Annotated in this window: 13 protein-coding genes; 1 reads left to right on the plus strand and 12 read right to left on the minus strand. The window is 36.1% G+C overall.

The genetic code is table 11. The features are described from left to right. The first annotated feature begins 30 nt into the window (after nt 1-30). Complete coding sequence (locus JST55_07695) at nt 31-1500, plus strand: PQQ-dependent sugar dehydrogenase (GenBank protein ID MBS1493376.1); 1470 nt, start codon at nt 31-33, stop codon at nt 1498-1500. 92 nt (nt 1501-1592) lie between these two features. Here JST55_07695 and JST55_07700 read toward each other — a convergent pair whose 3' ends face one another. The 12 genes from JST55_07700 to JST55_07755 all read right to left on the minus strand — a co-directional run bounded on the left by JST55_07700 (nt 1593) and on the right by JST55_07755 (nt 14088). Continuing rightward, nucleotides 1593-3752: a T9SS type A sorting domain-containing protein gene (locus tag JST55_07700; GenBank protein MBS1493377.1), complete on the minus strand. Its 2160-nt coding sequence runs from the start codon at nt 3750-3752 to the stop codon at nt 1593-1595. Nucleotides 3753-3876: 124 nt separating this feature from the next. Beyond that, nucleotides 3877-4587 (minus strand): sulfite exporter TauE/SafE family protein, encoded by a 711-nt coding sequence (locus tag JST55_07705; protein MBS1493378.1) that lies wholly within the window; start codon nt 4585-4587, stop codon nt 3877-3879. Nucleotide 4588: 1 nt separating this feature from the next. Beyond that, the gene (locus JST55_07710) at nt 4589-5032 is read right to left on the minus strand and encodes a FixH family protein (GenBank protein MBS1493379.1); all 444 of its coding nucleotides are present in this window, start codon (nt 5030-5032) and stop codon (nt 4589-4591) included. A 16-nt stretch (nt 5033-5048) separates the two neighbouring features. Then, the gene (gene ccoG, locus JST55_07715; GenBank protein MBS1493380.1) at nt 5049-6455 is read right to left on the minus strand and encodes a cytochrome c oxidase accessory protein CcoG; all 1407 of its coding nucleotides are present in this window, start codon (nt 6453-6455) and stop codon (nt 5049-5051) included. A 123-nt stretch (nt 6456-6578) separates the two neighbouring features. Continuing rightward, a complete protein-coding gene (locus JST55_07720) occupies nt 6579-7421 on the minus strand; it encodes a c-type cytochrome (GenBank protein ID MBS1493381.1) in 843 nt (280 codons plus the stop codon). Between the two features lie 58 nt (nt 7422-7479). After that, nucleotides 7480-7638 (minus strand): CcoQ/FixQ family Cbb3-type cytochrome c oxidase assembly chaperone, encoded by a 159-nt coding sequence (locus tag JST55_07725; protein MBS1493382.1) that lies wholly within the window; start codon nt 7636-7638, stop codon nt 7480-7482. Nucleotides 7639-7662: 24 nt separating this feature from the next. Continuing rightward, on the minus strand, nt 7663-9783 hold the full coding sequence (gene ccoN, locus JST55_07730) for a cytochrome-c oxidase, cbb3-type subunit I (GenBank protein ID MBS1493383.1): 2121 nt from the start codon (nt 9781-9783) through the stop codon (nt 7663-7665). Nucleotides 9784-9804: 21 nt separating this feature from the next. Further along, nucleotides 9805-10191 carry a DUF302 domain-containing protein gene (locus JST55_07735; protein MBS1493384.1) on the minus strand — a complete coding sequence of 129 codons (387 nt, stop codon included), beginning with the start codon at nt 10189-10191 and terminating at the stop codon, nt 9805-9807. Then, nucleotides 10188-10358, minus strand: coding sequence for a cbb3-type cytochrome oxidase assembly protein CcoS (gene ccoS, locus JST55_07740; protein MBS1493385.1), 171 nt, complete (start codon nt 10356-10358; stop codon nt 10188-10190). Before ccoS ends, JST55_07735 begins: the two co-directional genes overlap by 4 nt. A 15-nt stretch (nt 10359-10373) precedes the next feature. Then, complete coding sequence (locus JST55_07745) at nt 10374-12782, minus strand: heavy metal translocating P-type ATPase metal-binding domain-containing protein (GenBank protein ID MBS1493386.1); 2409 nt, start codon at nt 12780-12782, stop codon at nt 10374-10376. Nucleotides 12783-12938: 156 nt separating this feature from the next. Then, on the minus strand, nt 12939-13076 hold the full coding sequence (locus JST55_07750; GenBank protein ID MBS1493387.1) for a hypothetical protein: 138 nt from the start codon (nt 13074-13076) through the stop codon (nt 12939-12941). A 349-nt stretch (nt 13077-13425) separates the two neighbouring features. Further along, nucleotides 13426-14088 (minus strand): Crp/Fnr family transcriptional regulator, encoded by a 663-nt coding sequence (locus JST55_07755; protein MBS1493388.1) that lies wholly within the window; start codon nt 14086-14088, stop codon nt 13426-13428. Between the last annotated feature and the right edge of the window lie 48 nt (nt 14089-14136).

Consider the following 14136-nt stretch of genomic DNA (forward strand, 5'->3'; position numbering starts at 1 on the left):
ATAAAAAAACTATATCCCTAAAAAACTAAAATGAAAACGAAATATTTTTTACTGATTCTTTTGCTTGCATGCATAGGGGGCAGCAATGTAAAAGCTCAGTATGTTTTACAGGATGCGTTTCCGACTCTCAGCTATAACTCTATAACTGAATGTCAGACAGCGCCTGATGCTGCAAACAGATTGTTTGTCGTCAGCCAGAAAGGAATTATTTATGTTTTAAACATGAATACTAATCCTCCGACTCAAAAAACTTTTCTTGATATTTCCAGCAGAGTTTCACCTTCCTCTTCCGGAAGTGAAGTTGGATTGCTCGGACTTGCATTTCACCCAAGCTATGTAACAAACAGATATTTCTATGTTGATTTCACCAATACTCCTTCAGGCGGTTCACTTACATCTTATATTGCAAGATACGAAGTAAGTCCGACAAATCCTGACTCAGCATTAAGAAGCACTGAAACAATATTTTTAACACAGACTCAGCCATACTCAAATCATAACGGCGGAAAAGTCGCTTTCGGTCCTGACGGATATTTATATATTGCATTCGGTGACGGCGGTTCTGGCGGTGATCCAAATGGAAACGGTCAGAATAAAAGTGTCTTGCTCGGAAAAATTCTCAGAATAGATGTTAACTCAGCATCCGGCGGAAATCAATATTCAATTCCTCCGACCAATCCTTTCTTCGGAAGTACTCAATTCAAACAGGAAATATTTTCTTATGGAATGAGAAATCCATGGAGATTTGCCTTTGACGTTCCGACAGGAAGATTATACTGCGCAGATGTTGGTCAGAGCGCAAGAGAAGAAGTTGACTTAATCGTCAGCGGTGGGAATTACGGATGGAATGTAATGGAAGGATTTATATGTTATAGTCCTTCATCGGGATGTGATACATCGGGAAAAATAAAACCGATAATTGATTTCACAAGAACAGATGCCGGCTCAATCACAGGCGGATACGTTGTAAGAAGCAGTCCGCAATTACCATTGCTTGAAGGACAATATCTTGTAGGCGATTATGTAACAAAAAAATTATTTGCAATTAATTATACAGGTGTAGGAACTCCTTCTGCAACTTCCACTTTACTTCTTACTTCAACAACTGCTATTTCTACTTTCGGTGTTGATAAGAGTAAAAACATTTATGCCTGCACTTATGCTACTGCAGGTAAACTTATGAAGCTTGTAGATACAAGAGTTGCAGTTACAAATTACAGCTCAGAGACACCTGACCAGTATTATTTGCTTCAGAACTATCCGAATCCATTCAACCCGACAACTAAAATTACTTTTGCAATTCCTCAGGCAGGAAATGCAAGCTTAGTTATCTATGATAATATGGGCAGAATAGTTGAAACTCTTGTTAATAATGAAAACTTAAATACAGGTTTCTATACAAGGGAGTTCAATGCATCAAATTTATCAAGCGGAGTTTATTATTATAAATTCACAACAAGCGGCTTCAGCGATACAAAGAAAATGCTTTTAGTGAAATAAACTTTTCTAAAATAGTTTTTAAAAAGAAAACCCTTTGTGAGATTTCCTCGCAAAGGGTTTTTTGTTTCGCCGGGTTTATAATTTAAAAATTTCTATTTTATTAAAATCATTTTTTTAGTTTCTTTTATACCATCGGTCAGAAGCATATAGAAATAAACTCCCGCTGCATAGCGAGATGCATTCCAGCTGACTTCATGAACTCCCGCAGTTAAATTTTCATCAAGCAACGTTTCAAGTTTCCTTCCAAGAATATCGAAGATAATTATCTTCACAGGAATATTATTTTGATTTCCATTCTGCGGCAAATCGAATTTAATTTTTGTTGAAGGGTTAAATGGGTTTGGGTAATTTTGGTAGAGTGAAAATGATTTCGCAACGGATTCATTTGTATTAATAAACGTTGATGCGCCTCCATCTGTGGTTTTGGCAATCATACCGTAATCACCAACTGCATAACCTGTTTCTGCATTCAGAAAATTCATTCCATATACATGACTATCAGGAGCTTTAATTTGAAACCAGCTATCTCCCGCATCAGTAGTTTTATACATATACTCCAAGCCGTCATACACATATCCGGTTTTTGAATTTGGAAATCTGAGAGGACCGTGCATTTGATTAGATGATGTATTAAGGTAATGGGGCATCCAAGTAACACCACTATTTGTTGATTTCCAGATTGCAGGTATTTCACCAAATCCTGAAGCATCGAGAGATTTTCCCGAGACAACAATTGTATCTCTGCTTAAAAATTTTACATCCCATGCGCGGTAAATTATGCTTTCAGGAATAGTATCAAAGGTAGCTCCGCCGTTTGTAGTTTTTCTCAACTTCCATTCTCCCCCTACATAACCTGTATTTTCATCTATAAAATTTACATTCCAGTTCTGGCTTCCAATTGAGTAGTTTATATACCAGTTTAAGCCTCCGTTAGTTGTTTTGAAAAATGCATTATATTTGCAGACACCGAATCCGGTGTTTTCATTAATAAATTGCATTGCTGTTATCTGATGAAAACCGGGATTGCTTACGCTCCAGTTAAGTCCGTCATTAGTTGTTTTATACATCAGGTCATTAAAAAAGTCACCTGCATACCAGGTATTTCCTCCCGCGTAAGCCATTGCTCCGAAATATGTTGCAGTACTGCCTACCATATATTTTGTCCAATTCGTTCCTGCATTAGTAGTCTTATAAATATTGGGCGACCAGCCCATTGCAAAGCCTGTATTATTATTTTTGAAAATTACATCATCTAATTCATCTGAAGTAAATGAGCTGTTATTGTTCATCCAGGTCGTACCATTATCTGTTGTTCTTAAGTTTAATCCAAAAGTTCCGATACAAAATCCTGTACTTTGATTTATAAAGTATACTTGTGTTGGTTGTGGAGCATAGAAACCTATTGTGCTGTTTCTGATTTTAGAGATTGTCCAGTTAGCACCTGAGTTTGTTGTTCTACCTAAAATTGTATCGTTTGCAAGAAAGTAACCAGTATTTGCGTTTGAGAATTTTAAATCAATCAGGCTGTACTTTACTGTATCCTGCCAGTTTATGCCGCCATTAGTTGTTCTTAATAATCCTGTATTAGAACAAATAAAACCCAGATTCTCATTTAAAAACATTACGCGGTAAAGCGAAAGCTTCAGTGTATTAGGGATTGAATCCCAGGTAATACCGGAGTTTGTAGTTTTTAATATCTTCGAATGTTCGCTGGGATTCTGCCATGGGTAACCGACAGCAAAACCCACGTTTGATGAAACAAAACTTAAGTCATTCAGACTAATATTTGATTCAGAATAAGTTTCATTCCAGCTTACTCCGCCATCTGTTGTTCTATAAATTTTACCTATGTAATTTTCAAATTTAAGAGCATAACCAACACTTTCAGAAATAAATTTAATTTTGGTGTAGTATAAATAAAGTTGAGAGACAAAATTCCAGTTCTTTCCTCCGTTTGTTGTTTTTAATAATCTTCCCGATGTCATATACGCATACCCTTTAGAACTATCTGCCATTGATAAATTTTTTACAGATAAATCACTGTTGCTGAAATTATACTCTATCCAATTCAAGCCGCCGTTGTAGGTCCTGAATATTGAATTTGTACTGCGGCATATTCCCGAGCTTTCTGTGAACATAGTTAAATCAAACATACTTGCGGCAGTTGGTGTGGGATTCAGATAAACCCATCCCTCCTGCGCAAAAATTGAGGGCGGTAATATAATAAAGAATACAATTAGTAATTTTCTCATTTTAAAATCTTATACAAACAATCTATGGATTTATTGCATTCAAACAAAAGATTTTTTTTAAGGAATATTAGAAAATTAAAGAGTTGATAATTAGAGTTTTATGGTGAGTTTTAGCAAAAAGAAATTAATGGCAGATAACCTGTTCGGTTATTTTTTGTAACGGTTCAAGTTTTGGGCTGAGATATGGAATACCGAGATTCAATCCGCGAAGGATAAAAATTAATGCGAAGAGCAGTGCAATAGCGGGTGAGAGTTTATTTATTTTTCTTCTGATGTTAACGCTTACAAAATTTTTCGACATTGAAATACCAAGCATCATAGGAAGTGTTCCTATTCCGAAAAAAGCCATGAAGAGCGCACCACCAGCTGGGGTTCTCAGCGCAACGGCGCCCGTCAAGGCTATATAAACAAATCCGCACGGAAGAAATCCGTTCAGAACTCCGATTCCAAACAGCGAAGCTTTGGAATTTTTTGAATAAAATTTAGCAAAAATGTTCTTAAAAACAGATAGTTTACTTTTCCCGCTTTCTATGATAAAAACATTTTTGCTTTTATTAATATAGGGTCTTATAAGATAAAAAATTATTACAATACCAATGGCTACTGAGATTATCTGCTGAAATCCTGCCATGAAGATTCTTTCACCGAAGAATCCGAATATCGTTCCGAAAAAAGTATAAGTTACAACTCTTCCGATATTGTAAGAAAATCTTTCAAGAAGAAAATTCAATTTGGTTTTATTAGAGGATGGCAGGGATAAAGCTATAGGTCCGCACATCACTGCGCAGTGAAAGCTGCCTAAAAGTCCCAGTAAAAATCCCGCTAATACTTCCATCTTAGTTTATAAAAATATCTGATTGAGTGAAATACTCTTTATCGTTTACTTTCCACAATACTTCTACTTTCCAGTTTCCTTTATCTAATTTATCAGTTGGAATAATTTGTAAACCGTTTTCATCTTTGTTTATATCAACACTGAAATCTTTTTTCTTATCCATGGCTCTGTAGAAACTTATCTTTCCTGTTATGTTATCCTTCGAGAAAATGCCGGGGAATTTTATTTTTATCGAATTGGAGGTATTATCAAAAATTATTTTTTCTGTCAGAGAATTAGTACGGTTAATCATATCAATTCTATCCTGATATTTCAATTCTCTTTCATAATAATTTTCGGAGACGAGGTCTATATTTTTTGTCATTGAAATGCCGACCATTGTGCCGATTCCTATGGCAAAAACGACAAATGAAATTATTATTTTTATTCCCCAGCTTATTTTCATAATTGTAATTTAAAAATTATTTATTATTTGTTACCGGTCCGTTGAATGAAGACTCAAGCTCATTCAGCAATTTATCCCCTGCAAAAACCTGAATTGTAAAAGGCGTATTCATCATTTTTATTTTATCCCGAGATATATACACAATAAACTTTCCTTCTATTATTCCTGCCGGAGCAAGATTAAAATCGTTTCCTATCATTTTTACTTCGCCGTCAATTCCTTTTAACTTCAGGGTAATCGGTGTTTCTTTAAGAGTTTTATTCGCTAAGTTAATATTATACAAATTTGTAATTCTTCCGTCAGGCTGCTCCTGGAATAAAAGTCCGGGGGTTCTTAATATCGTTGCATCAATTTCTTTTCTGTTTGAAAAAAGTACAACCTGCAGTGCTATCAATACCAGCAGTACTATTGAATATCCTATTTCTCTCGGAGTAACTTTGAATTTTTTTCCTGTTTCTATACCTACAGCTGAATCGTATCTTATCAATCCTTTTGGCTTTCCGATTCTTTCCATCACATGGTTACATGAGTCTATACATGCAGTGCAGTTCACACATTCCAGCTGCGTACCGTTTCTAATATCAATTCCTGTCGGGCATACATCAACACACATCTTACAATCGATGCAATCGCCTGAATTTCTTTCTTCGTTCTTTCTTATTTTGCCTCTGGGTTCGCCGCGCTTATAATCGTATGCAATAACTATAGAATGTTTATCAAGCAATACACCCTGTAATCTGCCATAAGGGCAAACATAAATGCAGGCATACTCTCTGAAATATGCAAACACAAAATAAAATGCGCTTGAGAACAATAAAATTAAAAATAATCCCGTCAAATGATTTTTGGGGTCATCTCTTATTATGTGGAACAATTCATCCGTACCAATTATATACGCCAAAAAAGTGTTTCCTATAACAAAAGATAAGGCATAGAATATTCCCCACTTGGAGAATTTCTTTACTATCTTGCTTCCGGTCCACGGGTCGGAGTTTAATTTTCTTTGCTTTCCTGCATCACCTTCAATCCAGTACTCAATTTTCCTGAAAACCATTTCAAGAAAAACAGTTTGCGGACATGCCCATCCGCAGAATAATCTTCCGAATATTACTGTGAAGAGTATTACAAAAACTATAATTGAAATCATTGCAAGCCCGAACAGGTAAAAATCCTGCGGTACAAATGCAAAGCCGAATAAGATAAATTTTCTTTCAACAAAGTTGAAAAGAAATAAAGGGTGTCCGTCGTATTTTATTAATGGGGTTCCAAACAGGATTGCAAGCAGAAGAACGCTGAACCAAGTTCTTAAATTGTATAACTTACCGTTTGGCTTGCGAGGGTGAATCCATTTTCGTTTACCTTCTTTACTTACTATAGAAATTTTATCTCTGTATATCTGTTTAGTCTCGTTATCTTCTGTCATTTGATACATCATAATTTTTTGCCCCTTTTAAAAAAATTAACCACGCTATACCTCCCCACATCGCGCCGAGGCGCGAAGGGGCTTGGGCTAGGGGAAGTTATAACGTGGCGTAGTTCATAAGATCTATTTTTTAATTTGTGTTGAGTCAGTTTTCACTGAATCAATTTTAACTGCTGTGCTATCGGTATAAATTGTTCCTTCAGGCTGTTTTCCGTTTGCGGGATTTGTACCCTTCAGCGATAAAACATAATTCGCTACTGCCTGAATCTGTTTCGGGTTCAGCTGGTTCTGCCAGCTAATCATACCCTTAATCGGAACACCATATTTCACAGTTTTAAATACATTTACAATACCGCCGCCGTGAATCCAGTAATCATCCGTCAGGTTAGGACCGATAAGTCCGCCGCCTGCAGGTCCGTGGCATACTGTACAGTTAGTTGTAAAAATTGTTTTTCCTTCGTTAAGTGTTGCATCATCTTTCATAAGCTTCACTGTGTTCTCATTTATAAATGCTCCTGTTCGTATCAGTTCATCTCTCTGCATTGCAGCAACTTTCATTTCATCATTATATTCTTCTGCTGAAAGTCCGCTCATTTTAAAAACGTGATAGTTCAGCATGTATAAGAATGCAATCACTATTGTTCCGTAGAATAAAATATTGAACCATGGCGGAATAGTGTTATCCAGTTCGCGAATTCCATCGAACTCGTGGTCCATCATAATGTCTTTTTCTTTTTCAATCGGTACTGAACGTGTAAGCATTTGTCTCAATGAAGCCCATGCTTTTGCACGCTTCGGAGCTCCCACTGTTATTCCCTCTATATTGCCGAAGTAAATCACCATGAAGAGCATGAATGCAATTCCGATTAGTGTGCCTGCAGCAATGTAGTTCTGGTCTAATGCCGGTCCGGTTGCAGTTGGTGTAGTTGTTGCTGTCTGTGCAAAAGCTGACACCGAAAACATCATCAAGGCAAATACTGTAAATAAAATTGTTTTAAGTTTCATTTTTATATTTCTTCAAAATTTATTTTTCAAATGGAATTTCACTCATCTTTTCTAAATATTTCTTATCCGCTTTCAGAACCCAGACCGTTAATCCCAAAAAGAACAGGAAGAAAATCACCAGGGAAAATATAGGGTAGATTGCTATTCCTTCTATTGATGTTAAAATATTGTCAAACATATTTTATAATTAAAATTTTCTGATTTATTTTACTGTTGTTGTATCGCCTTTAATATCTGTTCCCATTCTTTGGAGATACGCAATAAGAGCAATAATTTCTTTGTTGCTTTGTGCCGGCGCTCCGTTCTTTTGCAAGTCCGCTGCTAATTCTTCTGCCTGTTTGGTTAAATCCTGCAGCGCCTGTTTTTCATATCCCGGTGCATAAGGAACACCCAGTGTCCTCATTGCATTTATCTTGCTCTCTAAAGTAGAGTTATCAAGATTTTGCTTCAGCAGCCAGTCATAGTTCGGCATAATAGAACCCGGCGAAACGTTACGCGGATTTTCCATATGATTATAGTGCCATAGGTTCGGATATTTCTTTCCTATTCTCATTAAGTCGGGACCAATTCTCTTCGAACCCCACTGGAAAGGATGGTCATAAACGAACTCTCCTGCTTTTGAATATTCACCGTATCTTTCTGTTTCAGATCTGAATGGCCTTATCATTTGTGAGTGGCATGTGTAACATCCTTCTCTTACATAAATATCTCTGCCTTGTAATTCTAACGGAGTGTATGGTTTTACACTCGGTATAGTAGGGATATTAGCTTTTATCATGAACGTCGGAATCATTTCAATTGCACCGCCGATTATTATAGCAATAGTAGCAAGAAGTGCAAATTTTCCGGGACGTGTTTCAAGCCATCTGTGCTTAGTCGATTTATCAACGTAATCTTTTTCAAGAGCCGGTGCTTCAGCAGGTTCATTTGCTTCAAGTACTCCGGACTTTGCAGTCTTTATAAGATTGACTACCATTACTACCACACCCGTAAGATATAATGCTCCGCCAAATGCTCTTATCATATACATCGGGATAATCTGAATAACTGTTTCTAAGAAGTTTGGATACTGAAGAATGCCTAATGGAGTGAACTGTTTCCACATCAATGACTGTGTTATCCCTGCCCAATAAAGTGAAGCGGCATAAAATACAATTCCGAGTGTGCCAACCCAGAAGTGGAAGGCAGCCATTTTTTTAGAATATAAACTTGTTTTGTAAATCCTTGGAATAAGCCAGTATAAAATTCCGAATGTTAAAAATCCGTTCCATCCTAATGCGCCGATGTGTACGTGAGCAACGATCCAATCTGTAAAGTGAGCAATTGCATTAACATTTTTTAATGAAAGCATAGGTCCTTCAAACGTAGCCATACCATAGCATGTAACTGCAACGACCATAAATTTCAGAGTAACATCGTCTCTTACTTTATCCCATGCGCCTCGTAATGTCAAAAGTCCGTTAATCATACCACCCCACGACGGGGCAATAAGCATAATTGAAAATACTACTCCGAGCGATTGCGCCCAGTCAGGCAGCGCAGAATATAATAAGTGATGCGGACCTGCCCATATGTAAATAAAAATTAAAGACCAGAAGTGAACGATAGAAAGCTTATAAGAATAAACCGGACGACCTGCCATTTTTGGAAGGAAGTAATACATCATACCCAGATAAGGAGTTGTTAAAAAGAATGCTACTGCATTATGACCATACCACCACTGAACTAACGCATCCTGAACACCTGCGTAAACAGGATAACTTTTGAAAAATGATACCGGTATTTCAACAGAGTTTACTATATGGAGAACAGCGACTGTTACAACTGTTGCAATATAAAACCAAACTGCTACATAGATATGTTTTTCTCTTCTTTTGAATATCGTTCCGAACATGTTAATAGCGAACACAACCCACACAAGAGCAATCATTATATCGATAGGCCATTCAAGCTCAGCATATTCTTTGCCGGATGTAAGACCCAAGGGTAATGTAATTGCAGCTAAAACTATAATCAGCTGCCATCCCCAGAAATGAATTCTGCTCAGCAAATCACTGAACATTCTTGCCTTACAAACTCTCTGCAAAGAGTAATAAAGACCCATAAATATTGCATTACCCACAAAAGCAAAAATTACCGCGTTTGTATGCAAAGGTCTTATTCTTCCGAAAGTTGTATATTGTGTGCCTAAATTGTGAACAGGGGCAAATAGCTGAAGCGCAGCCAGTAGCCCTACTAACATTCCAACGACTCCAAATACAATAGACGCAATCGCAAAATCCCTCACTATCTTATTATCATAACTGAATTTTTCAACAGTCATTATTATTTTTCTCCTTGGTTATTATATATTATTTAAAACTTTTTTTAACCGCTCACCAATTTCATAGGCAAGGACTTTTAGCTTTATGTTATCGATACCTGCCATTGTTTCCAGCGGATTAATTACTGAAACTTCTGTGACGCCGTCTTCCTGTTCCTGCACAATAAGATTACATGGAAGAAGCGTTCCGATTTTATCTTCCAGTAAAATTGCTTTATGAGCAAAACAAGGATTACAAGCTCCGAAGATTTTATAATTTCTGAAGTCCACGTCAATTTTTTTCTTGAATGTATCTTTCACGTCAATTTCAGAAATTATTCCAAACCCCTCTTCGGTGAGGGCTGATGTCATTTTATTTATGGCATCATCAAAATTAAGATTGGTTTTTCTGGTTAAATAGTAGTTCATAATTTTTTATTTTCTGTTTCGCTTTGAATATTTTCGTCAAATAATATTCTTACAGACGGAGTATATCTGTCATCGTACTGTCCCGATTTTACTGCCCACATGAAGGCAAACAAAAAGGTTATTGCTACTGTAATACTCGCTCCTATAAGAATAAACATCACATCCATTGTTGTATATTTTGCTTAAATTAATTTTTGTCTCTTTGCAAAAAAATCTGTCAGAAATATTGCAAAGAGAACTACTGAAATTGAACTGACCGGCATTAATATTGCCGCTACTATTGGTGATAACGCTCCTTGTACAGCATAGTAAAGACCTACGAAATTATAAAGCATAGAGAATGCAAAACTTGCTTTAATTACATTCATCGTAGTCTTTGAAAATATTAAATATTTATTAAGCTCTCTGAATTTTTCAGAGCTAAGTATGGCATCGCATGAAGGGGAAAAACATGTTACGCTTTCTGTCACGGCAATCCCTGCATCGCTTTGCTTTAATGCGCCGGCATCATTTAAGCCGTCGCCTATCATTAATACTTTTTTGTTTTTATCCTGAAGAGTTTGTATATAGCTGAGTTTATCTTCGGGTTTCTGGTAAAATTTCATATCTGCCTGCGTGCCGAATATCTCCTGTAAGTTTTGTCTCTCGTTATCATTATCACCTGATAAAAGTGAAAGCTCTTTATCTTCTTTTAATTCATTAACAAGCTCGCTTAATCCTTTTCTGAAGTAATTCAGAATTAAAAAATATCCTTTAAGTTTTCCGTTCTTGCTTACATAAACTTTCGAAGCTTTGTTTTCAGCATCTTCTTTGCTATCGCCTGCCATTACAAATTCAAGCATCCCTATTTTATATTCATTCTCTCCTACAATTCCTTTAATTCCTTTACCGGGAAATTCTTTATAATTGGCGATTGCAAATTCACCGTCACATTTTATCGAGCCATAAATTTTCTGGCTGAGAGGATGAGTTGAATTTTTAACAAGAGATTTTATTTCGGAAAGTTCGTAATTGCTTAAGAGACTTCCGTAATAATTTAATTCAGCATTTTTTACCTGTGTAATTGTTCCTGTCTTATCAAATACAATCGAATCAATTTGTGAAAGTTTTTCAATCACGCCGGTATTTTTGAGATAAAATTTATTTTTACCGAAAATCCTCATTGAGTTTGAAAGCGCGAATGGCCCGGCCAGGGCTAACGCGCAGGGGCAAGCTATTACCAAAACGGCTGTGAAAACGTTCACAGCTATTTTTACATCTTTATTTAACCAAAAGGCCCCTGCGGTTAATGCTACAGCTATAGTTATATATGTAAAATATTTTGCTATTACATCATTTAATTTTGTTTTTATTACATCGGTCTTTTTAAATGCATCGTTGTTCCATAACTGAGTAAGATAGCTCTGAGAAACGTCTCTTACTACTTCAAGCTCGAGAACATCTCCTTCCTGCCGTCCCCCTGCATAAACTATTTCGCCAAATACTTTTTCGATTGGGGTCGATTCACCTGTTACAAAACTATAATCTATCTTGGCGTTACCTTTGAATAAAATGGAATCGGCAGGAATAAGCTCACCGTTTCTTATAACGATACGGTCTCCCTTTTGCAGCTTATTTATAGGAGTTGTAGTCTCGTTCTTATCTTTTAAAATTGTGACTGATATCGGAAAATATGATTTATAATTTCTTTCGAAGTTCAAAAAGTCAAATGTCTTTGTCTGAATTAATTTTCCTATTAGTAAAAAGAAAATTAAACCTGTCAGCGAATCAAAATATCCTGCGCCGAAACCTGAAATAACTTCGAATACACTTCTGAAAAATATTACCGCTATACCCAATGAAATCGGGACATCAAGATTAATATATTTTTGTTTGAGCCCTATGAAAGCAGATTTGAAGTAATCTGATGCGCAGTAAAAAAATACGGGGACGGATAGTAAGATATTTAGATATCCGAATAAATGTTTGTAGTACATATCTAGATTTCCCAATGAAAGATACTCGGGAAAACTGAACAGCATAATGTTTCCAAAACAGAAGCCGGCAATTCCGATTTTATAATATAGTTTTTTTAATACTTTCGGTTTGTCATTTTCAGCTAAATCATCAATATTTATCGCCGGCTCATAACCAATACTGTATAAAAGTTCTGCTATTTTCCTTAAGGAAGTTTCACCTGTTTTATAGGTAATAAAAACTTTCTTTTGAGTGAAATCTGTTTTAGAATTTACAACTGCGTGATCTATCTTGTAGAGGTGCTCTAAAAGATAAATACAGGATGAACAATGGATTGAGGGGATGTAGAATGTAACTTTTGTAATTTCGTCGTTTGAGAATTCAATTATCTGTTTTTGAATTTCTGCTTCATCAAGATAGTTGAATTTTATGCCTGAACCGGATTCTTTTAAATTTATTCCGGGGTGATTTTCTAATGTATAATAACTGCAGAGATTGCTCTGGAATAATAATTCATAAACTGCCTTGCAGCCGGCGCAGCAGAAACTCTTATCATCGTATAAAATTTCATCGATGCATTCGTCTCCGCAGTGGTAGCAGATGTGTTTAGTTAATATGTCCGGTTGTTGTGGCATTGAATAAATTTTTCATTACAAAAATAGAAAGATTTACCCGCCTGCCAAATGATATCAGTCAGATTTAAATATGATATACATCATATTTTTAAATTGATGTTTTTTAGGTTGTTAAGGTGTAAAATGGGTGGTGAGGGGAAAATTTTTGGTATAAAATTACTTCATATCGAAGCTGAGTTTTACCAATGCGCTGTTCTCTACCATGGAATTTCTGTTGCCTGTCATTGTGCCTGCTGCTCTGAAATTCACAAAGTCTCCTGTGCCTGCAGTTACATAAGTGTTTGCCTGAAACAAAGGATTTCCGCCGTTCGGACCTGAACCTTGTGCAATACCCTGAGCCTGAACAGTAAATGATGAGCCGTTATTGAATGTGAAAACGTAATAGTCGGTGAAAGTACCGTTGCCATCAACATAATCATATATAAAATATGATTTTACGGGAACGGATAAGCTGTCATTGAAAAGCGCTACTCCGGTTCCGATAGCTGTTCCGAGTCTGTGATTGGGAATATCGGGAATTTCAATGAAGCTGCTTTGCGTGATCTGATATTTTAAAGAAAACTTGAGATTAAGTACCTGGTAGTTGTTTTGTTGTGAGTATGAATTTGAAATAAAAATAAATAAAAAAACAGTAAGTATATATTTAAGTATAATGCTCTTCTATTCCCCCTATCTCTCTGAGTTTATTTTCATTTAATATTCTTATTTTCTTTCCGTCAAGCTCGATGAGTTTTTCGTTTTTGAAATCGGAAAGAGTTCTTATAACTGTTTCAGTTGTAGTTCCTACAATGTTTGCAATATCTTCTCGCGGTAGCACAATTTCAATTTTACTCTCATCCTGTTCTTTGCCTTTGAAAGTATCCTTAAGATAAAATAAAGTCTCTGCTAATCTTTCTCTCACGCTTTTTTGTGAAAGCGATTGAATCTTCTCCATAGCAATTCCGAGCTCTTTGCATAAGCTCACCATCATCTGTTTGGAGATGTAAGAATTCTTCTGAAGCATAGTTAAGAAATCTTCTTTTCTTATTAAACATACGACAGTATCTTCAAGAGCAGTTGCGGAATTTGCATAACCTTCTTCAGCAATAATTGCTCTGTATCCAAGGAAGTCACCGGGAATACCAAAGCCGGTTATTTGCTCTTTGCCGTCTTTGCCTGTTCTGTATAATTTTACTTTGCCTTTATTGATGCAGTATAAACCGGGAGGAGTGTTTCCCTCGTAAAAAATTGTCTGGCCTTTTTTGAAGTGGTTACAGATCTTATTGCAGTTAATAACTTCTAAATCATCCTCAAATGAAAAGTTCATTAAAGAATCAGCTTTTGCGTCACAGTCTTCACAGTCTATTTTCTTTAC

It is taken from the genome of Bacteroidota bacterium (assembly GCA_018266835.1).
In the GTDB taxonomy this organism is placed as follows: domain Bacteria; phylum Bacteroidota; class Ignavibacteria; order Tepidaquicellales; family Tepidaquicellaceae; genus JAFDZO01.